The sequence below is a fragment of the Ornithinibacillus liuyingii genome, assembly GCF_055550225.1.
This window is the reverse complement of the sequence record NZ_JBPWOS010000015.1, coordinates 46,777-71,890: the sequence shown is the minus strand read 5'-3', so window position 1 is coordinate 71,890 and position 25,114 is coordinate 46,777. Positions and strand designations below refer to the sequence as shown.

Genomic DNA, 25,114 nt, shown 5'->3' with positions numbered 1-25,114 from the left:
ATTCCCTCCTAAACCAACAGACTAAATGGATTTTCTAAGCTTGCTTTCAGATTGGTTAGAAACTCCGCTGCTGGCGCTCCGTCGATTACGCGGTGATCAAAGGATAAGCTAAGTACCATCATTGGTCTAACTTCCACTTGACCATCCACCACGACTGGCTTTTCAATGATTCTACCAACACCAAGTATTGCCGTTTCTGGTGGATTGATAATCGGTGTAAAACCGTCAATTGCATACATACCCAAATTACTAATTGTAAATGTACTTCCTTGCATTTCATCTGGTGTAAGCTTGCTTTCTCGGGCTTTCTTTCCTAATGTTTTACTCATTTCTGTTAGTTCAGCAAATCCTCTTGTATTAACTTGCTTCACGGAAGGAACAACCAATCCATTCTCAACAGCCACTGCTAGACCAATATTAATGTCCTCATTGTAAATAATTTCATTATCTATAAGAGAGGCATTAACTTTAGGGTGATTACCAAGTACATGAGCCACTGTCTTCATGATAATTTCTGTATAAGACAAACGGTAGCCTGTTTGCCCTTCAATCACTGGCAACAATGCTTTTCTAACCTCTATTGCTTTTGTCATATCAACTTCACTAGTCAAAGTTACATGTGGGATTGTACGAACACTTTCGAGCATTTTTTCCGCTATTGCCTTGCGTAACCCTTTTAGCTTCACGCGTTTACCTGTTGTAGATGTCGATTGTTTTTTCGCTTTCTCGATAGCCTCGATAACATCTGCTTTTTCAATCTTGCCATGAACACCAGTACCCGTTATCTCTTTTAAATTCATACCGTTTTCTTCAGCGATTTTCCTTGCTAATGGGGTTACTAGTACGCGAGTATCCTCCAGTGCTTGTAACACATCTTGCTTCTGGATTCTTCCTTTAGGACCTGTTCCAGATACCGAACTTAGTATTATATCGTTTTCTCGTGCTAGCTTCCTTGCGGCTGGGGTCGCACGTACTTTTCCGTTCAAAGAAGTAGAACTCGTTTCTACGACTTCCCCGTTTGTAGAGGTTGTGAGTGGCTCATTAGAGTTTTCATTAGTACTAGTTACTTCTTTCTTAGATTCTTCACCACTCACTCCTGGAGACTCAGCTGGGACCGATTCATCTGAGCTGCCAATATATCCTATAACCGTATTAACGGGAATCTCATCATCCTCTTGAAAATATTTTTTTAGTAAAATCCCTTCTTCATAGGACTCAACTTCAATATTTATCTTATCTGTCATAATCTCAAATAATGGTTCACCAACCTCAACGGAGTCACCTTCCTCTTTAAACCATTGAAGCAGTGTACCTACAGCCATCGTACTACTTAGCTTGGGCATGAATATTTCTTTTGCCATGTTGTTCCCTCCCTTATACGCGGTTTACGGTTTCTTTAACTGCCTGGATAATATCCGGTACTTGTGGTACATGGGCCTTTTCTAACTCGGGGTTATATGGAATTGGTGATTCCGCACCACCTAAACGTTTGATTGGAGCATCAAGAAAATCAAATGCTTCACTTTCTGCTATAACACTAGCAATCTCCCCACCGAATCCGCCTCGTTTGACTGCCTCATGTACGACAACAACACGACCAGTCTTCTTCACTGACTCCACAATGGTATCCTTATCTAACGGTACAAGGGTACGTGGATCAACTACTTCCACACTAATTCCTTCTTTTTCAAGCTCTTTTGCTGCTTCCAATGCTTTATGCACCATAATCGCAGTGGCGACAATTGTTACATCTGTACCTTCCCGCTTTATATCCGCTTTGCCTAAAGGAATGGAATATTGCTCTTCTGGAACCTCTGAACTAGTTTTATATAATAATTTATGCTCATAGAAAATAACTGGATTCTCATCATCCATTGCAGCTTTTAAAAGTCCTTTAGCATCATATGCAGTTGATGGCTGTACAACTTTAAGACCTGGGATATGGGCGACCCATGCTTCTAAACTTTGCGAATGCTGTGCGGCTGCACCAGTACCAGAACCACTTGGAGTTCGAACTACCATCGGAACTTTACCCTTTCCACCATACATATAGCGAATCTTCGCCGCTTGATTGACAAGCTGGTCTAGAGCTATCGTAATGAAGTCTGAGAATTGTAATTCTAGTATTGGACGCATGCCAGTTAAAGCTGAGCCAACAGCCGTACCAGCAATTCCCGCTTCACTAATCGGTGTATTACGTACACGTTCTGGTCCAAACTCTTCAATCATGCCTCGAGTTACGCCAAATGCTCCACCATATACGCCAATGTCTTCCCCTAAAATATAGACATCCTCGTTTTTACGCATTTCCTGACTCATCGCTTCACGTACTGCTTCTAAGTAAGTAATTTCTCTCATTGGTATCCCCTCCTATGCATAAACATCCGTTAATAAGTCATCTAGTGTCGGCGCAGGACTCTGTTCTGCAAAAGTAACCGCATCTTCAATTTCTTTTTTCGCTTCCAGACGAATATCTTCTGCCTTTTCTTCCGTTAATAATCCCGCTTCGATTAATACTTCCTTACAACGTTTTATTGGATCCTTTTTACGCCATTCTTGTTCTTCCTCACGGGTACGATATTTCTTCGCATCACTCTTTGAATGACCTTTCCAACGATATGTTTTTGCTTCAATTAATGTTGGACCTTCTCCTCGTTTCGCACGTTGTATCGCTTCATCTGTTACATTCATCATTTCGATAATATCGTTACCATCAGCAACAACGCCTGGGATTCCATAGGCGTGTGCTCGGTCAGCAATATTTTCTACTCGTGTCATCTCTTTTACGGAACCTGACATTCCGTATTGATTATTTTCACAGACAAAGATGACAGGCAAATCCCAGATGGCAGCTAAATTGACTGCTTCATGGAAGCTTCCTTCATTTGTAGCCCCATCTCCAAAGAAGCAGACTGTTACATAATCTAGCTTTTTCATTTTAGCCGTTAATGCCGAACCAACAGCCAACGGTATACCACCAGCAACAATCCCATTTGCCCCCAGATTCCCCATATCTACGTCAGCAATATGCATGGATCCACCCTTACCTTTACAGTAACCAGTAGTCCGGCCAAACAGCTCTGCCATCATTCGATCAGGGGTCGCGCCCTTAGCAATACAGTGCCCATGTCCACGGTGAGTACTGGTGATTTTATCTTCTACAGATAGTAACGCACACACACCGGCAGCACTTGCTTCCTGACCTACGGCTAAATGTGTCGTACCATGAATCATGCCCTTTGCAAAAAATTCATCTACTTTCTCGTCAAATAGACGGATTAACCACATTTGTTTGTATAGGTCTAGTAGTTTTTCATTAGTTATAACTTCTGGAATGTTTAACACATTGCTATTATTCATTTTACCTCTCCTTTACATTTGTTTTCACTTGTTACTTTTGTAAAATTTAATGTAATAAAATATGTTTTACCTTTACCAAGCAAAACATATGTTGTAATTACTATAGTTCATACATCCCTATGGAATGTTAATCCAGTTAAAACTCTCTATCTTGCAATGAACGTATTTTCCAGATTGTTGATTCTTTTGTTTGTTCAACATCATCGTAAGTGATAATATCACCTTTTTTAATAGAGCGTTTAAGCATAACATTTGAGTCTACTAGACCAATAGGAAGTGCGTTAAGAGATTTTGCTTCTGTTGCCTTCAACAGCTTACCATATACGGTAAATCCACCAATGCTGTCTAAGTATTCACCAGCTTCAAGATCCCTTTTAGCTACTGTGACAGTTTCTCCTTGTATCCCTTTATATGGTGCTATGGTTGCTTCATTATCGAAAAAGGCCTTTGCAATCGATAATGGCGTTTCTAGACTTGTTAAATGGTATGGACGATATAGAACATAATTCGGTCCATCTCCCATTTTTAAATATTTCATTTCCGCATTTACTTCTTCTTTGTCAGAAGCGATAATAGCAAATACCCCAGGAGCAATTCCGTTTATAAATTCAACTACTTTTCTACCGTTCAATTTGCCACCTTTGTCTTTTTCCAAAAAGATACCAGGAAGTTCATTTACAGTAGCTTCAAATCCGTGCATTCCTGGCTGATCTGGTAAAAAGCCAGTTGCATTAGCTACAGCGTTCATTTCTACCATCGTTTTTGTACCATCTTGGAAAGATGCTAGCATTTTTGGTGATGCTCCCTTTAGTTTTGCCTCTTCTTTCGCTGTTTCTGGATTAGCCTCTAAATTTAATGGATTATTTTTTCCTTTACCTAAAGCAACTATTTCAAACCCCATAGCATCTGCAAAGTCATATAATTCCATTATCGCACCAGGTTCATCTCCAGCGGAACCCGTATACACTACTCCACTTGCATCAGCCATTTTCTTAAGCAATGGTCCAACAGTGACATCTGCTTCAGCATTAAGCATAACAATATGCTTACGATTTAAAATTGTATCCCAAGCTATTTCAGCACCTATATTCGGCACGCCAGTTGCATCAACAACTACATCTACTTCTGGCAATGTAGTAACTAATTGAGTATTAGTAGTAGCGACAACTTTATTCTCTTGCATCGCTGTTGATGCATCTTTTGCATCCTCGGTAACTACTATTTCATTTGCTTCAATTCCAGCATGGCTATACGCATTCGTAATATTGTCGATAAATAAATCTGCTGTAACAACTACTCGCATACCTTTCATACTTTCTATTTGAGAGATCATCCCACGTCCCATTTGCCCTGCACCAACTAAACCAACTTTAATATACGAACCTTCATTTTCTAGTTTCGCTAGTTTTCTATTAATATTTAACATCTACTCCACTCCCCTTTGTTGTATTTATTAACCCCTTTGGAAGGTAATTGTTGATTTTGCACGAATATCTGGAATTTCCTTTTTTTCTAAACAAACAGTTCCAGGAAGATCCGCCTGCATTTCCCCATTGAAATTAAAGGTTGCATGTCCTAATTCTTGTAAAGTTTCATTTACTTTATTGCCAACAAATAAGATTTTGAAGCTCTCACCATCTATTTCCATCATATCTCCTGCTTGGATCTCTTCTTTTATGTTTCGCGTATTATGAATGACAGAAATTCCCTTCAAATCTGCTGGTACCGTATCATTAAATAAAATCATCATCGATTCTTCAAACATTAAAGTAGCTTCTTCGCCAACTTCAACAACGTTTAACTCTAAATATACACTCATTTTTTCACCCCTCTAATGAAATTACAAATGTAACTATATGTTACATTTGTAATTATAAAGCGCTTTCTTTATCTAGTCAAGTTATACTTCCTTTTAACTGTACAAACCAAAGCTAGCAAAATAAGCGATAATAACTGCTATTGGTCCAGTAATAAGACGTGAGAATAAGACTGCAGGCACTCCTACTTCAATCGTTTCCGGTTCTGCTTCACCCAAAGTCAGACCAACTGGTACAAAGTCTGTTCCTACTTGTGGATTTATTGCAAATAATGCAGGCAATGCCATTTGTGGAGGGATATTGCCATTAGCTATTTCTACTCCAATTAACACCCCAACAACTTGTGCAATTACAGCACCTGGTGCTAATAATGGGGAGACAATTGGGATTGCAGCAACTAAAGATATAATCAACATACCAATTAGGCTTGTGGCCATCGGAGCAACTAGATTAGCGATAAAATCTCCAATTCCAGTAAATGTAATAATTCCCATAAGTGCACTTACAAATGCCATGAAAGGTAGTATGTTCTTTATAACAGTTTCAATCGTGTCCCTACCAGACTGGAAGAATACGCTTACAACATTTCCAACTTTATTCCCTAACACTTCGATTAACTTCATAATCGGGTTCTTTTTCTTGCCCTTTTCACTGTTGTTCTCTCTAACTTTCGCTTTTGCTTCTTCTTTTAGCTGCTGGGCTATCTTCTTGTCCATTAAGTTACTAGGTTGACTTTCTTCTATAGATGAAGCAGCAATCTCCTCTGCCTCTAAATCCTCGATATTCCGAACATCTACTCCAGATACAAAATTTCCTTCATTAATAAACTTTAGTAGAGGTCCAGATGGTGAATTACTATATGTGTTTATCGTTTTAACACCCATTCGAGGATATACTCCACTTCTTGCAGTACCACCACAGTTAATTACCGCAGCTGCTATTTCTTCTTTAGGTACTGATTTCTCAAAACCATCAATAGCAATACCACCAGTACGATCTGCTATCTCCTGAGCGACTTTATGAACTCCACCACCAGTAACAGAAATAATGTATTTTTGCTGATCACTAGGGGTTATGATTAATGGCCCACCCCAACCGGATGGTCCCTTTACAACTTTCACTGATTTGTACTCACTCATGCGACACCCTCCTCAATTGCATATTCTTCATATCTAAGCAGCATTTCTGCTTTTTAGCATACGATCTGTAATAATTTCAGTAACAATACCCCTAATTAACATAACTATAATTCCTACTAATAAGAATCGTAACGCTAATGGCCCAAGTGATAATCCTAGTTCCGTAATCCCAGCTGCAATTCCCATCCAAACAAATAATTCAGCAGGATTGGCATGTGGGAATAGTCCAGTGATTGGATGTACAAAAGATACTGCTGAATCATAAAATGCAGGTTTTTGCTTTTCTGGTAAAAACCTCCCAAATGTGTAACACATTGGATTAGTTAAGAAAAACACAGCCAAAAATGGGAATATAGTATAGCGAAGAATAAAGAATTTAGTACATTTCTGCGCAAACTTATTAACTCTTTCCTCACCTATAAATCTAACAAGTGCATTAACTGCTGTAATTAGTACTACTAGCATTGGAATAATTCCAGTTACAAGACCCATGAAAGTTTCTCCACCTTCTTGGAACATTCCAATAAAGCCTTCTGCTAAATGAATTAAGAAATCCATGCTTCATTCCCCTTTCCTTTGTTAATTTCTTTTTGAATCATGTCAATCGCACCAGACAGTGCATGCTTTTCTATATTGTTTAAATTTTGAGAATTTTTACTTTGCAATAAGTTTTTTCCGATGAGCTCTTTACGATCTTTAAATCTAGCAAATACAGTGATTCCTTTCATCACTTTTGCTTCAACTATATCTAGCTCCTCATCACAAACTAACAATACCAACGCACCTGTACCAAATTTTTTCTTATAGTATCCTGTACCTAGGTACCCAGACTTTCTTTTAGTAAATTCTCGTATATGCTTACGATACTGCTTCACTTGGAGATGAGTCAGTAAAAATTGTAATCCCCAAATTAGTGCAAAAATGATAATGAAATTCCCCCACATACCAACCCTCCTTTACATCTGTAATGGGATATTACTAATGTTAAATAACATGATAAAGCGCTTTCAAATTCTTGTCAATGAATTTTTATAATTAATTCGAAATTAAAGTTAATTCTCTTGCCGTAACATCGTCTAACACTATAGTGGACAAGCATTTATGCTTTAAAGCAACATGAAGAGCTTCTACTTTATGGCACCCGCTTACTACCGCGATTACTTCTGGTATACTTTTTAAATCTTGTAAATTAATACCAATTGTTCTATAGTTTAACGAATGTTCAACGTGGTTTCCATTTACATCATAGAAGATCGAGTTTATATCACCAACCGCCCCTAATTCAATTAAACTATTTTGTTCTTCTTGACTAACATAGCCCAATTCATTCATCGTTGCATTATAACCTGGATTACCTATACCCACTATGGCAAGATCTACTGACTTTCCTTTAAGTAAAACATCGTGTACATCCTTTGACGACATAATTCGATTTCTTAAATCCATATTCTCAACTATTGCTGGAGCGTATAAATAAGAGGACGATGTGTTTAATTTCTTTGCCATTTGAAATGTCAGATGATTAGAATGGTAATGAACATTATACTGCCCCATCCCACCAATAAGAGGGGTAATGTGTACATGTCCCTTATCTTGATATTCAATTGCTTCTACCACAGCATGAACAGACTTCCCCCACGATACGCCAATTGAATTAATCTTTTCAAGCCTTCTTTCGATGTATTCAGCCGCTGCTTTTCCTATGTTACGCATAATCATATCCGGTCCATCATCCCCAGTTGCAACCACAATAACCTCATGTAACCCGTATTTTTTTTCGATTAATCTTTCTAATCCAACGGTGTGTATTGTCTCATCCTTTATATAAATCTCCACAATATTACTTTCTTTTGCTTGTTTTAAAAGCTTAGAAATAATAGGTCTTGATTTATTGACCTTTTTAGCAATTTCACTTTGTGTCCAACCTTCGAAATAATATAGCTTTGCAACTCTAATAAGTAACTCCCTTTCTAATTTATCCATTTTTATCCCCCCGTCTTCTTTAGCACCGATAACATAATATCATAATTAATTAAAATCATTTCACAATATTAATATATAATGAATCCTAATAGATTCGTATTGTAAACCCTTTCTTGACTATCATTACCCTACCAGATATACTGAAACTAAATTTACAATTGTTCTTAATTAGAACATATGAACAATTATTTGTAAAGGAGATGGGCAATGAATAATTCAATTTCTTTTTCAACTCAAAATCGAAAGACAATCATTACCAAAATGGAACAAGAGCTTTTTGATGTAATCGTGATTGGCGGTGGTATAACAGGAAGTGGAATTGCATTAGATGCTATTAGTAGAGGTTTAAACGTGGCATTAATTGAGAGAAAAGACTTTGCTTCAGGTACTAGTAGTCGTTCTGGAAAGCTGATACATGGTGGCTTGAAATATCTACAAAACTTTGATTTTCCAGTAGTCAAAGAAACTGGTTCTGAAAGAGAAATTGTTTACAATAATGCTCTTCACCTCGTTTATCCAATCAAAATGAACTTTCCTTTAATCAAAAATGAATCTTATAACCTATTAACATTAAAAGCTGGTCTAACTTTATATGATCGTCTAGCAGGAGTAAAAAAGGAAGAGCGACACAGAATTTACGGCAAAAAGAAAACGCTTCAAAATGAGCCTCTCTTTAACCCAAATACGGTTAAAGGTAGTGGAGTTTATGTTGAATATCGAACAGATGACAGCCGCTTAACGATGGAGGTAGCCAAAACCGCAGCGGAGAAAGGAGCTCAAGTTTTAAATTATGCTGAAATGACCGAATTTCTCAAGAATGAGGAAAATATAGTAAAAGGGATTGTAGTTAAAGATCATATTGAAAGCAAAACCTTTACTATCTATGGAAAACATATTGTAAATGCTGCTGGTCCATGGGTTGATGTCGTTCGAAAAAAGGATAGACCCGTTACTGGTAAATATATGGTTCTAGCAAAAGGTATCCATATTGTATTTAATCGAAAGTCTTTACCAGTAAACTCCTCCATCTACTTCCAGCATAAAGGCCGAATGATAGCGGTAATCCCCATTGGTAATCGAACATATGTGGGTTCCACTGAATCAACATATAAGGAGGATATGGATGATATTCATGTAAATCTTACAGAAGTACATTACTTACTCGGTTGTTTAAAAGATATGTTCCCGAATCTTACCTTGAGTGTTAGCGATGTAATATCTAGTTGGGCCGGTATAAGACCACTGATTGGTCAAGAGGGAAAATCACCTGCAGAACTTTCTCGGCATGATGAGATATTCGAATCCGATACCGGACTTATTACTATCGCAGGAGGCAAGTTAACAGGTTACCGAAAAATGGCTGAAAGAGTCATGCAATATATCGAGAAAAAAGAGAAGAAGGATGTAACCCCATCCAAAACAGACACTATAAAATTATCAGGTTCTCAGTTTAACAATCAACAGGAGCTAGAATCCTATGCAGAGAAGCTTACTGGATATTATCATGATATTCACCTAGATAAGGAGGATATTCTAAATTTAGTCTATAGATATGGTTCTAATACGGATCTAGTTTTACAATCAATCAGTAGCTATAAACAGCTTGAAAGTAAAGAAGATATGGCGATATTAGGGGAGCTTAGGTATACCGTTGAGCATGAGATGGTCACTTCTTTAGTAGACTTTTATGATCGGAGAACTAGTTACTTACTATTTGAACCTCAAAAAGTAACTAGTTCACTAGATCTAGTAAGTGATGAATTAGCAAAACTATTAAGTTGGACACCCGAAAAAAAACAAGAGGAAAAAAGACAACTATATTATGCCATAAGTAAGACCCATTCTTTTAAATAAAGTAATATAAGGAGGAATATACGTGCACATTGTCGCACTGACAGATAAAGAGACGCTTCAATATACGGAAAAGGCTATCCCAGATATTACAGAAAATGAAATTCTACTAAAAGTTCATGCTATTGGAGTATGCGGCTCCGATCTACGTATCTATAAAAATGGGGATGATCGAGTTAACTATCCTAGAGTTATTGGACATGAGATTGCTGGTGAAGTTGTTAAAATAGGGAAAATGGTAAAACGCTTTAAAATAGGGGATCGTGTTACATTAGGTGCTCATATTCCATGTGGTGAATGTTTATTCTGCCAAAAAGAAGAAGGGCATCAATGTGTAAAAGGAGAGTCTGTTGGCTATCAGATTGATGGTGGCTTTAGTGAATATGTTGTGTTACCAAGAAATTTTGTTGAATATGGCTCCATCCAAAAAATCAAAGATTCTACCTCCTATGAGCTTGCCTCTTTATCCGAACCATTTTCTTGTGTTTTAAGTGGTTTAAAGGAAGTAGAAATAAATGCTGGCGATACGGTTGTTGTATATGGAGCAGGTGCTATTGGATGTATGTATATTGCTGCAGCCAAAAAAATGGGGGCTACAAAGGTAATCACTATTCAACGTTCAAAGCCTCGACAAGACAAAGCTTTACAGGTCGGTTCAGACGTTGTAATAGATCCAAACTCCACCAACACATTCGAAAAAGTGATGGAAGAAACAAATGGACTTGGAGCCGATGTCGTGATTATTACCGCTCCTTCAGCATCAGTGCAAAAAGAAGCACTAGAAATCGCCAAAAAAACTGGGAGAGTATTATTTTTTGCCGGAGTAAAGCAATTGAATGAAATATCTCTAAATACTAATCATATCATTTATAAACAACTGAAAATTGTGGGAACCCATGGTGCACCTAGAAGGTTACATGTTGAGGCAGTAAAGTGGATTGATGAAGGTATCATCGACTTTTCTTTCTTTATCACGCATAGGTTTTCATTGCGAGAAACTGAATTAGCATTTAAAACTGCACTAAATAAAGATGGCTTAAAATGTATTGTACTTCCTCATAATTAGATAAAATCCCTTCTATCACTAGGAGGGATTTTCTGACCAATCAAATTTCCGATTTTATTAATTCCTGAGCAGTTCGGTCGTCTGTTATTAAAACATCTAAATAACCACCTTGAAGAGCTGCCTCAATACTTTCTAATTTATAGGAGCCTTCTACTATTCCGATAACCTCAGGAATATTTTTAATTTCTTCTAGATTTAACCCGATAACCTGTTGATTTAGTGGATGATCCAACTCATTACCAACCGCATCATAGAAGCGAGAGCTGATATCTCCTACAGCTCCTGCCTTACGTAACGAAACTAAATCACTTTCATTTAAGTAGCCGATTTTTTCCATTGTGGAGCCTTTGAATGGATTTCCTATTCCAACGATTGCTAAGTCCACATTTATTGCTTCCTCCAACACATCTGCAATATCTTTTGTACTAATTAATCTTTCTTTCAAATCTAAAGACTCTACAAGTGCTGGAGCATATAAATAAGAACATTTACTGTTCATTTTTTGGGCTAGGTTAAAAGCTAGTTGATTGGAATGAAGATGAACAAATTCGCTACCCATTCCACCTACAATTGGAACAATATGAACATCCTTTTTGCGCTCATAAGGATATTCTTCTACTACAGAAAGCAAGGTAGATCCCCAAGAAATCCCTAAGCTTTTAATATTATTTGAGCGTTTCACAAGATAAGATGCTGCCGATTTCCCTAATTGCCGCTTTACCATTTCTGGTGCATATCCTGCCGTAGAAACCACCATTACTTCCTTCAATTTAAATTTCTTAGCTAACTTCTGCTCAAGTTCTACTGTTTGAAACGTCTCATCCTTAATATAAATCTCTATAATTCCTTCTTTTTTGGCATTATTTAATAGCTTAGATATGACGGGACGTGATACATTATATTTCTTTGCTATTTCAGCCTGTGTTTGTCCTTCAAAATAATATAGCATCGCTACTTTTACTAATAACCGTCGTTCTTCCCAACTTAACATAGTATCGCTCTTTTCTAGAATCGCATTTTTCTATCTTACCAAGATGATAAGATGTAATCTACACAGTGTCAAGATACGTAATGACTATGTCAACATCAGGCAACAAAAAGGAGAGTAGCTAACCTACTCCCCTCACTCAAGCAACTAGTTATGGAACTTATCTCTTTCTAAGGATGGAAAATTACTTTAACAGAATCCATTTCACGATTCGTAATCTTTTGGAATGTTGCTGGGCCTTCTTCTAATAGTAAACGATGAGAAATCATCGGTGCAGACTTTATTTGTCCGGTACTCATATAATGTATAGTTGAACTCCATTCTTTACCTGGGAAAGGTGCGGAGATGGCATTCCAAGAACCATAAACTGTTAGCTCATTACGAACGATTTTTTCAAAGAAAAAGCGCTCGATGTTGATATCTGCATACGGAATCCCCATGAATACGACCTCTCCACCTTTACGTGGTAGGGCGAATACTTGTGCTGATGTAATGGGAGAACCCGCTGATTCCACCGCTAAATCTACACCACGTCCGTTTGTATGCTCCATGATTTGTTCATGAGCAGGCTTCTCTAGTGAATTGATCGCGACATCAGCACCAAGCTCTTTCGCAATTGCTAGCTTTTTATCATCGATATCGATTGCATAGACCTTCTTCGCTCCGAAAATCTTCGCCCATTGTACTGCAAGCAAACCAATACTACCTACACCCATAATCGCTACTTCTGCACCAGGTTGAATAGTTGTACGATAGAAGCCATGCGCTACAACAGCTGAAGGCTCTACCATAGCTGCTGTGTCAAAATCCACATTATCTGGTAGTGGAATAACATGTGTTGCTGGAAGCTTCGTATATTCAGCATAGGCACCAGGACGATAAGCACCAATGACAGATAGCTTCTCACATCGTGCTGGTTCCCCCTTCATACAGTAATCACATTCACCACAAACAAAAGCTGGGCAGCCTGCAACACGATCACCAACTTTGACATTGGTTACACCTTTTCCAATTTCTACAACCTCTCCAGCAAACTCATGACCAAACGTCATCCCTTCCACATATGGACCAAGTTTACGATAGCGAGACGTATCCGATCCACATATTCCTACAGATTTAACTTTTATAATCACGTCGTTCAAATCTTCAATGACTGGTTTTGGCGTGTTCTCTTCAAAACGGAGATCTTCTACTCCATATAAATTTAATGCTTTCAAAACAAACACCCTTTCCCTTGTTGCCAATTAACTAGCTGACTTATTTTCCGTTTTCTTGGTGCTAGTGAAAAGTTTATATCCTGCAAAACCTATAATAATCGCGTTAAAAATCATTTGATGTTCAAAGTAAAACGCACTTATTGACCGAAAAGGCCCTAACATAAAGTCTAATAATGAATCTACCATTATTTTCCCTCATTCCTTTTAAAAGATTTTATAAGCTCCATAACCTACCGCCTTATACACTAGTTACTAGATTAGTAAGAGGATGTAGATACGCCACCACTTACAATCGCTACTGCTCCACTTGCACCGATACGATTTGCACCGGCTGCTACAATATTCACAGCATCTTCAAATGTTTTCACGCCACCTGCAGCTTTGACGCCAATTTTGTCTCCAGCAACAGAACGAAGTAATTTAACATCTTCCACTGTTGCTCCTCCACCATTAAATCCAGTAGCTGTTTTAACAAAATCAGCTCCAGCTTCTATAATTAGTTCGGTAGCTTTTACTTTTTCTTCATCCGTTAGTAAAGCCGTTTCAATGATTACTTTTGTGGTTAAACCATCAGCAGCTTTTACCACAGCGGCGATGTCATCTCGTACGACATCATATTCACCAGATTTAAGTGCACCTAAGTTAACTAACATATCAATCTCAGTCGCACCATTCTTAATCGCTTCTTTCGTTTCTTCTACCTTCACATGGGTTGTTGCTCCACCAAGTGAGAATCCAATCGGAACCCCTACTTTAATTCCATGTGGGGATAATAATTCATGTGCATAAGATACATAGTAAGGATTCACAAATACGGTTTTGAAGCCATATTCAATGGTTTCTTCACAGAATGCTTTAATATCCGCTTTTGTTGCAGTAGGTGTTAACAATGTGTAATCTATTAAATCGATTAATTCTTGTTTATTCATTTGACATAGCCTCCCTGAAATCTAGTAATCTATTACTCTGCTGGTGTGAGTAAAACTTTAATTGCTTCACCACTCTTAATTGCTTGGTATGCCTCATCCCATTTCGTTATATCAAAGATGTGGGTAACTAGTGCTTTCGCATTCACTTTCCCTTCGTTCATTAATGCTAGAGAAGGCTCCCAATCAGCAGGCTTTTGACTTCTACTTCCTACGACACGGATTTCTTTTTGAATGATTTTATCTAAATCAAATTGAATTTCTGGATTAGCAAATAGACCAACCTGTGCATACTGACCTTTCTTACGTAAAATATCTAGACCTTGTTTAGCAGCAGGAATTGCACCAGAGCATTCTAGTACGACATCGGCTCCATAACCATTGGTTAACTCATTAACAAATGCTTTCAAATCTTGCTCCTGTGTATTAACCGTATAGTCGATTCCAACTTCTAATGCTTTATCCAAACGGACTTTGTCATTCGTTAGGCCAGTAATAATAACGGTTGCGCCATAGCTTTTTGCTACTTGAGCAGCTAATAAGCCAATTGGTCCAGGACCGATAACGACAACTAAATCTCCTTCATTTATTTCTGTTTTCGCTACAGCATGATGGGTACACGCTAATGGCTCTGTCATAGCAGCAGATTGGTAATCTACATTCTCAGGAAGATGATGAACACTTTCTTTACGAGCAATTAGGTATTTTGTAAATCCACCATCTTGTTGTGAACCGAGTCCTTTACGATGGTTACAAAGATTATAATCTTGTGTCTTACAATACTCACATTCTCCACAAATATAAAAAGTTGTCTCAGAAGTGACACGATCCCCAACTTTAAACTCGGTTACATTTTCACCAACTTCAACAACTTCCCCTGCAAATTCATGGCCTAATGTTACTGGAGTAGCCACTTTATAATGCCCTTCATACGTATGAATATCAGAACCACAGATTCCAGCATATTTCACTTCAATTTTCACTTGATCTCTACCTGGTGATGGTTCAGGCTTTTCTTGTACTTCTAGATTTCCAAATCCTAATTCCGTTTTTACTAGTGCTTTCATTGTTGTTCTCCTCCTTATGAATAACGGTACAATCAAATAATTTCAGTGGGGATTATCGTTAAACCCCCACCGAAATTAAACGATGTAATTAGTTAAATAGGTCAAAGAATCTCCAGATAACCCAGTTAATTAAGTTACCACCTTGGTCAATACTGGAAACCATTGCAGAACCCTCTGGTAAATTGATACTTGCTTCTGTTGCCATTTGTGTAAATACCGGCGCAATATCTGTTGCCATATATAGGGATAATGCAATCATAATGGTACCTACAATGACAGAGTGAATGATATTACCACGAGCCGCACCTACAATAAATGCGATAACAAATGGAATCGTTGCTAAGTCACCAAATGGTAATACATTATTACCAGGTAAGATTACTGCGATTAAAACTGTAATCGGTGTCAAAATTAGTGCAGTTGCGATAACAGATGGATGTCCTAAAAGTACAGCTGCATCAAGACCAATTGTGATATCACTATCACCGAATTTCTTGTTTAACCAAGTACGTGCAGACTCAGAAACAGGCATTAAACCTTCCATCAAAATCTTAACCATACGAGGCATTAAGATCATAACAGCAGCCATAGACATACCGATACCAATAATGTCACCAATGTCATAACCTGCAAGCGCCCCAATGGCAGCACCTAGCACTAAACCGATTACCATAGAATCACCGAATACACCAAAGCGTTTCTGGATAGAATCAGAATCTGCTTTTAATTTGTTGATTCCAGGAATTTTTTGTAACCCTTTTACTAAGAAAATGAAAGGTGCGTAAGATACAGTACTACCAGTTGCTACGGATACACCAGGCATTTCGTAGAAGTCACGAACCATTGGAGTAGTCCAGTCAGCAATCTTAAGACATAAGATTTGGAAAATTACAGCTGCGATTAATCCTTGGATAACGCTTCCAGAAATAGCATAGATAACAGCAGCCATGAAGGTATAATGCCAGTAGTTCCAAATATCTACGTTCATTACTTTTGTTGTTTTGGTTAAAAGCATAACAACGTTTACAACTAGACCTAGCGGAATAATAAATGCCGCTACAACAGATGCCCATGCAATAGAAGATGTAGCTGGCCAACCAACGTCAATTACATTAAGTTCGACGCCTAGACGATCAACCATTCCTTGTGCTGCTGGTCCTAAGTTAAGCGTTAACAAATCAATTACTAAGAAAATACCAACGAAAGCAACCCCGATAGTTAAACCAGAACGGAATGCTTTACCAGGCTTTTGGCCGAAGAATAAACCAAGTAAAAATATCGCTACGGGTAGGATAACGGTTGCCCCTAATCCTAAAAATCCTTGTATAAAATCAACGAATGATTGCATTCTTTTTCCCCCTTATGAGGTGAAGCAACAGATTTGTCCAGGGAGGCCAATCTATGCGCTAGCCTCCTCACATAGACAAACATTTTCTTCACTACTTTTTAAGTTCCTCTAAGATTTGTTTCTTCGTATCTTCAATCCCGATACCAGTTAAGAAATTACGAGCATTAATAACCGGGAATGGATACTCCGTTTTTGTCATTGCAGTAGTTACTAGTAAATCTGCTGTGTCTACGTAGCTACCTACCTCAGCAATCTTGATTTGAACTAGATTCACATCGATGCCATTTTCTTTAGCCATTTCTTCAATCGCACTATTTACAACAGTAGAAGTGGCAATACCAGCTCCACATGCTACTAAAACAGTCTTTTTCGCCATTATCTTTCACCTCCTTCAAATGCAAGTAATTCTAACTTTTCCTCTAGTAATGTTTTTATAGTTGACTTATCCGTCGCACTCACAATAGTTCTTAATGTCTGTTCATCTTGGAAGACTTGCATAAGCTTCTGTAAAAGGGTTAATTGAGAGTGTGCTTCATCCATTGCTAGCATAAATACGATTTGTACTGGTGTAGTTTCACTGTCATCCCCCATGATGACAAAGTCTACTGGTTTTTTTAAAACAGCAACACTAATTGTTTTCTCGTTAACGTGTTCTACATCCGTATGTGGAATTGCTACAGAAACTCCTGCAGTTGGTAGTCCGGTTGCAAACTCACTTTCACGCTTTAAGATAGCTTGGATAAAGCTCGTCTTGACAAGCCCTCTATCCACCAAATTCTGTGCCACTGTTTCTAATACAACTTCCTTCGTTTCCCCTTCTACATCTAACAAGATTACAGATTCATCAAATACTAATTTCCCCATTGTTGTCACTCCACTTCTTTAACTTTCGTGCCGCTTACCTCAGTCGATTGAGTAACGTGTAATAATCTCGTATACACGCTCTACTGATTCGGCACTAATTAATTCATTCACTTCTCTCTCTGAACCTACTAAATTCATTAACTGCATTAAAGCATGGATATGCTTCTGCTTGTCTACAGCCGAAATTGCAATGATCAAATGAATATCATTTTCACTCGTGTACGATACCCCATGTTTAATTCGTAAAAGGCTCATCCCAACCTCTCGTGCCCCATCCTCAGGTGCAGCGTGTGGAATCGCGACACCTGGTGCAATCACAATATATGGGTCTTTCTCACAATACCGTATCATGGCATCTACATATTGAGGTTCAATCTTACCCTGTTCTATAAGTGGCTTAGCGCTTAAGCGAATCGCCGCTTCCCAAGAATCGACTGAATCAACTAATGAAATCGTGTCACTTGTTAGGAGATCACGTAATCCTAAATCATTTTTAGATAAATCTTGCGTGACATAATTCCCACGTTCAGTCGGATCTAGATATTGTAATAGCGCCTCTTTTAAAGCCCTTTCATTATCAACCGTAGCATGCTTTGAGATAATATCTAACAGACCCTCAACCTGGATGTCATCCTGAACATAACCATGGACACCCAGCATCACCTGTCTTCTCAATCGATATTTTTCTTGCTTTCCAAGAAAAACCTTTGTTACAAACAATTTTTTATTTGTTTCTAAATTAATAGGAGAAAAAATCACATCATATTCTAATGGATATTTTAAAAACTCTCGGACCGATAAATAATCAAGAAATACAAACTCTGGGAACAACTCTCTCAACTCATTAAACATCAGCCTGGATACAGAAACTCCTTGTGGACAAACAACGATTGCTTTGATTTTCTTATCAATACTTTCACCGTGTTTGTTCATCCACCCACCAATTAACATGGTGATGAAAGCCGTTTCATTATCAGGAATATCAGTTCCTAGCAATTCTCGAATCGGACCAATGGAACGTTTCACTAAATGATGTAATTCTTTAAACTCTCTGCTTACTGATCCTTGGAAAAGGACGGTGTCAGTAAGATGATATTTGATTCGATAATATGCTGGTTTCATATGCTGCATAAGCTTATCTAATAACTGATCGCGATCTTGAAGATAGATACATGCACTTTTTTCAAAATGACGTAGCATATTATCAATCGCTGGTAATAAATTCGGAATTTCTTTTCCTTCCATCATCTCGGTTGAAAAGACATTGGTCGTCAGAAGGTGTAATGTAATAAAAAGTCGCTCCGATAAAGGAATATGATCTATATCATTTAGTAACTCTTCGGTTGCTTTATATTCCTTTGTATTAGACAGCTCCTGGTATTCAATGGAAAAAGATTTCATTAGATGCCCTTTTTTAATCCTTCTAAACAATAGGATTAAAACATGTGGCATCATTTGAAGTTTTTCGTCGGTGAATTTCAAATTAAGCTGATTCTCCACCTTTTCAACACGCTTCTTAAACTCGTTAATCTCCTCATCCTGAATGGTGGCTATTTTCTTTAACCGAGTTTCGCCATCATTCAGCTGCAAGATATGGTAGGTCATATGCATGAGCAGTTTCCGAATTTGAAATTCTTTTCCTTCGAGTAAGTAACCAAACTTTCTCGAATAACGAATCGTTAATTCATAATCATCCACATAGCTTTGAGCTTGCTTTAAATCATTTAGAATGGTGTTCTTACTAACATCCAGTTCATATGTGAAATGATTAAGTGACAACTCTTCTTCTGAGCTAAGAATCATCATCAAGATAAGCTGAACTCGCTCTACCTCACGAAGAATCGGTGTTTCGATAGTAGTAGAAATAGCTTCGCTGTTTCCACTAAGCTTCGTAAACACGGCTTGGTTTACTACGAAATGGCCTTGCCTTGTTCTTTCAATAACTGGGAGATTATTACTCATCAGCCATTCATTAATCTTTTGAATACTATAACCAAGCTGCCTACGCGTTAATTTAAATTTCTTCTCAAGTGCTACACTAGTAATACTTGGATTACTAGTTAGTTCATCTAAGATCATTTTGTATCGATCACTTAGTACCACTTGCATCTCCCCTTGACATGTTTTATTGTAACACCTATTATACACCTTTTGTATCCGATTTCATCCCAATTAGTTGAACATCCATTGTACAATATTGTGATTTACATCATTAATCAAAGGATTTACAATTATTGTTCACAGTTATGTACAATTAAATCCTTGTTATTCCTCTTTATTCGTTATACTATTAATCTGTGAAAGCAATTTCATTTCACTTATCTAGTTAAATAGAAAAGGAGATTATTAGATATGACGACTGTTGAACAATTATCGATTAATGCTATTCGTACATTATCAATCGATGCAATTGAAAAAGCAAACTCAGGACATCCTGGCTTACCAATGGGCGCTGCACCGATGGCCTATACACTTTGGACCGATTTCATGAATCACAATCCTAAAAACTCAAAATGGTTTAACCGCGACCGCTTTGTCCTATCTGCTGGTCATGGTTCTATGCTTTTATACAGCTTGCTTCATTTATCTGGCTATAATGTAACCATTGATGATTTGAAAAACTTCAGACAATGGGGTTCTAAAACACCAGGACATCCAGAAGTTAACCATACAGACGGTGTTGAAGCGACAACTGGTCCACTTGGCCAAGGAATCGCTATGGCTGTTGGTATGGCAATGGCAGAACGTCATTTAGCAAGTAAATATAATAAGGAAGATTTAGCTGTTGTGGATCACTATACGTATTCACTTGTTGGTGATGGTGATCTAATGGAAGGAATTTCTCAAGAGGCAGCTTCTCTAGCTGGACATTTAGGTTTAGGAAAGCTAATCGTTTTATATGATTCAAATGATATCTCACTGGATGGGGATCTTGACCGTTCCTTCTCAGAAAGCACACAAGATCGCTTCAAAGCACTTGGATGGCAAGTGCTATACGTAAAAGACGGTACTAATATTGAAGAAATTAGAAAAGCAATCCAAGCAGCACAAGCAAATAGCGAGCAACCTACATTAATCGAAATTAAAACAGTTATCGGTTACGGATCACCTAATAAATCAGCATCTTCTGCTTCTCACGGTTCACCACTTGGTGGAGATGAAGTAAAATTAACAAAAGAATTTTACGGCTGGGAGCATGAACCTTTCGAAGTACCAGAAGAAGTATATACTGACTTTAATGAAAAAATCGTGAAAGCCGGTGCTGAAAAAGAAGCAGCATGGAATACATTATTAGCTCAATATGAAGAACAATATCCAGAATTAGCCAAAGAGCTTAAGCAAGCAATTAATGGCGAACTTCCTGAAGGCTGGGAAAAAGCAATCCCTACTTTCGAAGCTGGTGTAGACAAGCTTGCAACGAGAGACTCTTCTGGAAAAGTATTAAATGCCATTGCAAAAGCTGTACCTAACTTTATCGGAGGCAGTGCCGACTTAGCTGGTTCCAATAAAACAACAATTAACGGTGAAGAGGACTTCACTAGAAACGATTACACAGGTCGTAACATCTGGTTTGGTGTACGTGAACATGCTATGGGTGCTGCATTAAACGGTATGGCGCTACACGGTGGATTAAAAGTATTCGGTGGTACGTTCTTCGTATTCAATGACTACCTACGTCCTTCTATTCGCTTAGCAGCAATTATGAACCAACCTGTAACTTATGTTTTAACACATGATTCTATCGCAGTTGGAGAAGATGGCCCTACACATGAACCAATCGAACATCTTGCAGCATTACGTGCAATGCCTGGTCTATCTACAATCCGCCCAGCTGATGCCAATGAAACAGCTGCAGCATGGCGCTTATCTGTAGAATCTACTGATACACCAACAGCCCTAGTTTTAACTAGACAAGCACTTCCTACTTTAGAAGGAACAAAAGAACATGCTTATGAAGGTGTTCAAAAAGGTGCTTATATCATCAGTGATTCAGAAAAAGAAACACCAGACGCACTTCTTTTAGCAACTGGTTCCGAAGTACAACTAGCTGTACAAGCTCAAAGTATCCTAAAAGAAAAAGGTATTGACGTCCGCGTAGTAAGCATGCCATCTTGGGACCGATTCGAAAAACAAGATGCAGCATACAAAAATAGCGTAATCCCTTCAAACGTCAAAGCGCGTGTAGCTGTAGAAATGGGAGCTACATTCGGCTGGGAACGTTATGTAGGCCTAGATGGTAAAGTACTAGGTATTGACCGCTTCGGCGCATCCGCACCTGGAAATGAAGTAATCGAAAAATACGGCTTCACGGTAGAAAACGTCGTGAAAGCAGTAGAAGAAGTATTATAATTTAATAAATTCATTAATCCCCCTTTGGGTAGGTAGATATAAATCTATTTACTGGAAGGGGGTTATTTAATTGCTAATTGAAGAGGCTTTATTGGGCGTCGTATCCGGTATGTTAATCGGGGTTGATTAGCGGGGGAAGCAGCTTCTTCTATTGATAGCAGTGCTCCATAACCTTTATCCTCTTCCCCACCGTGATTAGGGCACTGATAAAACTGCTCCGTTATCTTTTTCTTCCTCTCCACGTGATTAGGGCTTTGATAATTGCTCTCTGTTACCTTTTTTCTCCCTCTCCATCTTAATTAGGGCATCGATAATTGCTCTCCGTTACCTTTCTCTCCCTCTCCACCGTTATTAGGGATTTGATAACTGCTCTCTGTTACCTTTAACCTCCTCTCCACCATAATTAGGGCACTGATAACCCTGCTCTTTTACCTTTTTCTCCCTCTCCACCGTGATTAGGGCATCGATAACTGCTATCCGTTACCTTTTTCTCCCTCTCCATCTTAATTAGGGCATCGATAATTGCTCTCCGTTACCTCTCTCTTCCTCTCCATCATAATTAGGGCATCGATAACTGCTCTCCGTTGCCTTTTTCTTCCTCACCACTGTGATTAGGGCATCGATAATTGCTCTCTGTTACCTTTTTCTCCCTCTCCACCGTGATTAGGACACTGATACCCCATTTTTACCGTTCTCCCCCATCTCACCCGTTATTTTTTTTAGATAACTTCCAACAATAACCGCTCTTATCCAAGAATCCACCTTCATCCTAGATTATTAAATAGATTATATAGTTAAAGAGAGTTTAATATAATAGCTAAAATCCGCTTTTTTATGCATACTAGAATCTAAATGGTATAAAAACTTTATAAAGTGAGGATATACGATGATTGCAAAGACTGAAGAAGATTTTAATGGTTTAAAAGAAATTGGAAAAATATGTGGAGCGATTCGAGATGAATTAGTCCACCGTACTAAGCCTGGCATTACGACAAAGGAACTCGATGAAATTGCCGGTGAAATGTTCGAAAAAGCAGGGGCTCAATCTGCACCAAAGGGAGTCTATGATTTCCCAGGCTATACGTGCATTAGCATAAATGAAGAAGTAGCACACGGGATTCCAGGTGACCGGACTATTCAAGAAGGTGACCTGGTTAATATCGATGTTTCCGGTTCAAAAAACGGTTATTTTGCAGATACCGGAATTTCCTTTGTAGTTGGAAATGGAGAGAGCATTTCACAGAAAGTATGTGAAGTTGCCAAGGAAGCATTCTACGCTGGACTAGAAAAAGCAAAACCCGGTTCGAAATTAAGCGGACTCGGAAAAGCTGCACACAATGTAGCAAAACAGCATGGCTTAACAGTCGTTAAAAATCTTACTGGACACGGTATTGGTCGCTCCATTCATGAAGCACCAGATCATATTCTGAATTACTATTCTCGCTGGGATGATGAAATTTTAAAAGATGGAATGGTAATTGCCTTTGAGCCCTTTATCTCTACATTAGAAGAGGAAGTTTTCCAATCAGAAGATGGATGGACTTTCCTAACTGATGAAAGCATTGTGGCTCAATATGAGCATACAATTATTTTGACAAAAGAAGGACCAATTATTACTACATTATAGAACAATAAAATACAGTTGCTCTACAACATAAATATTGCAAGTTTATCACGAGCTCAAATAGGCCTCCTCTCTAAACAAAAAGCTCCTGTCCTATCGACAAGGAGCTTTTCATGTTAAAAATCATCCGGATTAGATCCAGATCTTTCATTAATATTTAATTCATTGATTTGCTTCATTTCACCATCTGTTAATTCAAAATCAAAGATATCAGCATTTTCGCGAATTCTTTCTGCCTTTATTGATTTTGGAATGGTAATCACATGATTCTGAATGTCCCATCGTAGGATAACTTGTGGTACGGACTTACGGTATTTTTTTCCGATTTCAGTTAAAATAGGATTATCTAGCAGTCTACCGCGCTTTAATGGAGACCACGCCTCAAGCTGTATATTCTCTTGTTCACAAAAAGCCTTCAGATCCACTTGAGTCAAATGAGGATGATACTCCACCTGGTTAATAGCAGGCTTCACTTTGCAAACAGTTAGTAAATCTTTTAAATGATGCACATGGAAATTACTAACCCCGATGGCCCGAGCTCTACCATCTTCATATAGCTTTTCGAGTGCTCTGTACGTTTCTTTATACTTCCCAGAGACTGGCCAATGAACTAGATATAAATCTAAGTAATCCGTCCCAAGCTTTTCTAAGCTCTCATCAAATGCTTTTAAGGTAGATTCATAGCCTTGTTGATCATTCCACACTTTAGAAGTAATAAACAACTCCTCACGTGGGATTCCAGATTCCCGTATCGCCTTCCCTACTCCACGCTCATTATGATAGAAAGATGCTGTATCAATATGTCGGTAACCATATTCAATTGCTGTACGGACTGCATAGACTACTGTTTCACCGTCCTCTACCTTGTATACCCCTAAGCCGAAACCAGGCATTTTGACACCATTATTTAATACTACTGTATCCGCCAAATTCTTAATCATTCAACAACACTCCCTTCCTCCTAGTAAACTAATTTTATCATGAGTAGTTCGAATTATTACTAATTTACAAGGAGAACAAGCTTTTTTTACTAAAACTACACGCATGATAAAAGCACTAATCTCATACACTGAATATTACTCAGAGGGCGGTTAAAGGCAAAAAACATAGATTGATAGCAACCAAATTTACGCGTAAAAAGGAATCGAATCCGGAAAGCCTACAAGAGCGAATCTCCATATCATAGAAGAAGGAGGAAAGTTCGTGACAAGCTTACAAAGCAAAAGTAGGAATGTCATTAGAATCACACGATTAGTCTATAGTCAGAAGGAGTTGGAAGAGATTAAACGGAATGCAGCATATAGTGGAGCAAAAATTATTAGTACAACACCAATATACGACGGTGAAATGATATCCGTTATACTAGATCTAGATAAAAATAAAAGACAATTTTAAAGGTGAATTTTTCACTTCTAATAAGATAGAAAGTCTTATAGGGACTGGACCTAATAACAAGAAGGGTAAGTCCCCTTCATTTATTATAACCCCCCTCAAAATAGCAAATTTTATCATAA

General features: G+C 38.1%; 24 protein-coding genes. 5 read left to right on the top strand and 19 right to left on the bottom strand.

Going from position 1 to position 25,114, the window contains the following annotated elements:
* Nucleotides 1-8: 8 nt before the first annotated feature.
* The 9 genes from ACSKT4_RS17625 to ACSKT4_RS17585 form a co-directional block, all read right to left on the bottom strand.
* Nucleotides 9-1,361 (bottom strand): dihydrolipoamide acetyltransferase family protein, encoded by a 1,353-nt coding sequence (locus ACSKT4_RS17625; RefSeq protein WP_186870750.1) that lies wholly within the window; start codon nt 1,359-1,361, stop codon nt 9-11.
* 13 nt (nt 1,362-1,374) lie between these two features.
* A complete protein-coding gene (locus tag ACSKT4_RS17620; RefSeq protein ID WP_186870749.1) occupies nt 1,375-2,358 on the bottom strand; it encodes an alpha-ketoacid dehydrogenase subunit beta in 984 nt (327 codons plus the stop codon).
* 12 nt (nt 2,359-2,370) lie between these two features.
* Nucleotides 2,371-3,360 carry a thiamine pyrophosphate-dependent dehydrogenase E1 component subunit alpha gene (locus tag ACSKT4_RS17615; protein WP_186870748.1) on the bottom strand — a complete coding sequence of 330 codons (990 nt, stop codon included), beginning with the start codon at nt 3,358-3,360 and terminating at the stop codon, nt 2,371-2,373.
* Nucleotides 3,361-3,496: 136 nt separating this feature from the next.
* Complete coding sequence (locus tag ACSKT4_RS17610; protein WP_465823706.1) at nt 3,497-4,786, bottom strand: NAD(P)H-dependent oxidoreductase; 1,290 nt, start codon at nt 4,784-4,786, stop codon at nt 3,497-3,499.
* A 27-nt stretch (nt 4,787-4,813) separates the two neighbouring features.
* The gene (locus tag ACSKT4_RS17605; protein WP_186870746.1) at nt 4,814-5,179 is read right to left on the bottom strand and encodes a PTS glucitol/sorbitol transporter subunit IIA; all 366 of its coding nucleotides are present in this window, start codon (nt 5,177-5,179) and stop codon (nt 4,814-4,816) included.
* Nucleotides 5,180-5,272: 93 nt separating this feature from the next.
* Nucleotides 5,273-6,316 carry a PTS glucitol/sorbitol transporter subunit IIB gene (srlE, locus tag ACSKT4_RS17600; protein ID WP_186870745.1) on the bottom strand — a complete coding sequence of 348 codons (1,044 nt, stop codon included), beginning with the start codon at nt 6,314-6,316 and terminating at the stop codon, nt 5,273-5,275.
* A gap of 33 nt (nt 6,317-6,349) precedes the next feature.
* The gene (srlA, locus tag ACSKT4_RS17595) at nt 6,350-6,874 is read right to left on the bottom strand and encodes a PTS glucitol/sorbitol transporter subunit IIC (RefSeq protein ID WP_186870744.1); all 525 of its coding nucleotides are present in this window, start codon (nt 6,872-6,874) and stop codon (nt 6,350-6,352) included.
* Entirely contained in the window at nt 6,862-7,260 is a 399-nt protein-coding gene (locus ACSKT4_RS17590; RefSeq protein WP_186870743.1) for a transcriptional regulator GutM, read from the bottom strand. Before ACSKT4_RS17590 ends, srlA begins: the two co-directional genes overlap by 13 nt.
* Nucleotides 7,261-7,351: 91 nt before the next feature.
* A complete protein-coding gene (locus tag ACSKT4_RS17585; RefSeq protein WP_186870742.1) occupies nt 7,352-8,299 on the bottom strand; it encodes a sugar-binding transcriptional regulator in 948 nt (315 codons plus the stop codon).
* A gap of 207 nt (nt 8,300-8,506) precedes the next feature.
* Between ACSKT4_RS17585 and ACSKT4_RS17580 the strand changes: the two genes are divergently transcribed.
* On the top strand, nt 8,507-10,153 hold the full coding sequence (locus ACSKT4_RS17580; protein ID WP_186870741.1) for a glycerol-3-phosphate dehydrogenase/oxidase: 1,647 nt from the start codon (nt 8,507-8,509) through the stop codon (nt 10,151-10,153).
* 22 nt (nt 10,154-10,175) lie between these two features.
* Nucleotides 10,176-11,216 carry an alcohol dehydrogenase catalytic domain-containing protein gene (locus tag ACSKT4_RS17575; RefSeq protein WP_186870740.1) on the top strand — a complete coding sequence of 347 codons (1,041 nt, stop codon included), beginning with the start codon at nt 10,176-10,178 and terminating at the stop codon, nt 11,214-11,216.
* 40 nt (nt 11,217-11,256) lie between these two features.
* Here the strand turns inward: ACSKT4_RS17575 and ACSKT4_RS17570 are convergent, their stop codons facing one another.
* From ACSKT4_RS17570 to ACSKT4_RS17535, 8 genes are all read right to left on the bottom strand, one after another.
* Complete coding sequence (locus ACSKT4_RS17570) at nt 11,257-12,207, bottom strand: sugar-binding transcriptional regulator (protein ID WP_465823705.1); 951 nt, start codon at nt 12,205-12,207, stop codon at nt 11,257-11,259.
* A gap of 167 nt (nt 12,208-12,374) precedes the next feature.
* A complete protein-coding gene (locus ACSKT4_RS17565) occupies nt 12,375-13,421 on the bottom strand; it encodes a galactitol-1-phosphate 5-dehydrogenase (protein ID WP_186870738.1) in 1,047 nt (348 codons plus the stop codon).
* Between the two features lie 257 nt (nt 13,422-13,678).
* Nucleotides 13,679-14,350 (bottom strand): deoxyribose-phosphate aldolase, encoded by a 672-nt coding sequence (gene deoC, locus ACSKT4_RS17560; protein ID WP_186870737.1) that lies wholly within the window; start codon nt 14,348-14,350, stop codon nt 13,679-13,681.
* Between the two features lie 32 nt (nt 14,351-14,382).
* Entirely contained in the window at nt 14,383-15,414 is a 1,032-nt protein-coding gene (locus tag ACSKT4_RS17555) for a zinc-binding dehydrogenase (protein WP_186870736.1), read from the bottom strand.
* Between the two features lie 88 nt (nt 15,415-15,502).
* The gene (locus ACSKT4_RS17550) at nt 15,503-16,762 is read right to left on the bottom strand and encodes a galactitol-specific PTS transporter subunit IIC (protein ID WP_186870735.1); all 1,260 of its coding nucleotides are present in this window, start codon (nt 16,760-16,762) and stop codon (nt 15,503-15,505) included.
* A gap of 91 nt (nt 16,763-16,853) precedes the next feature.
* On the bottom strand, nt 16,854-17,138 hold the full coding sequence (locus ACSKT4_RS17545) for a PTS sugar transporter subunit IIB (RefSeq protein WP_186870734.1): 285 nt from the start codon (nt 17,136-17,138) through the stop codon (nt 16,854-16,856).
* Nucleotides 17,138-17,626: a PTS sugar transporter subunit IIA gene (locus ACSKT4_RS17540; RefSeq protein WP_186870733.1), complete on the bottom strand. Its 489-nt coding sequence runs from the start codon at nt 17,624-17,626 to the stop codon at nt 17,138-17,140. Before ACSKT4_RS17540 ends, ACSKT4_RS17545 begins: the two co-directional genes overlap by 1 nt.
* Before the next feature lie 39 nt (nt 17,627-17,665).
* Nucleotides 17,666-19,735, bottom strand: coding sequence for a BglG family transcription antiterminator (locus ACSKT4_RS17535; RefSeq protein WP_465823704.1), 2,070 nt, complete (start codon nt 19,733-19,735; stop codon nt 17,666-17,668).
* A 243-nt stretch (nt 19,736-19,978) separates the two neighbouring features.
* On the opposite strand from ACSKT4_RS17535, the gene tkt reads away from it, so the two are divergent.
* Complete coding sequence (tkt, locus tag ACSKT4_RS17530) at nt 19,979-21,976, top strand: transketolase (RefSeq protein WP_211742554.1); 1,998 nt, start codon at nt 19,979-19,981, stop codon at nt 21,974-21,976.
* Between the two features lie 62 nt (nt 21,977-22,038).
* On the opposite strand, the gene ACSKT4_RS17525 is transcribed toward tkt, so the two are convergent.
* A complete protein-coding gene (locus tag ACSKT4_RS17525) occupies nt 22,039-22,218 on the bottom strand; it encodes a hypothetical protein (RefSeq protein ID WP_465823703.1) in 180 nt (59 codons plus the stop codon).
* Between the two features lie 644 nt (nt 22,219-22,862).
* On the opposite strand from ACSKT4_RS17525, the gene map reads away from it, so the two are divergent.
* Nucleotides 22,863-23,603 carry a type I methionyl aminopeptidase gene (map, locus tag ACSKT4_RS17520; RefSeq protein ID WP_186870729.1) on the top strand — a complete coding sequence of 247 codons (741 nt, stop codon included), beginning with the start codon at nt 22,863-22,865 and terminating at the stop codon, nt 23,601-23,603.
* 113 nt (nt 23,604-23,716) lie between these two features.
* On the opposite strand, the gene ACSKT4_RS17515 is transcribed toward map, so the two are convergent.
* Nucleotides 23,717-24,541, bottom strand: coding sequence for an aldo/keto reductase (locus tag ACSKT4_RS17515; RefSeq protein WP_186870728.1), 825 nt, complete (start codon nt 24,539-24,541; stop codon nt 23,717-23,719).
* Between the two features lie 262 nt (nt 24,542-24,803).
* Here ACSKT4_RS17515 and ACSKT4_RS17510 point away from each other — a divergent pair, with 262 nt between their 5' ends.
* Nucleotides 24,804-24,995: a hypothetical protein gene (locus ACSKT4_RS17510; protein WP_186870727.1), complete on the top strand. Its 192-nt coding sequence runs from the start codon at nt 24,804-24,806 to the stop codon at nt 24,993-24,995.
* Nucleotides 24,996-25,114: the final 119 nt, after the last annotated feature.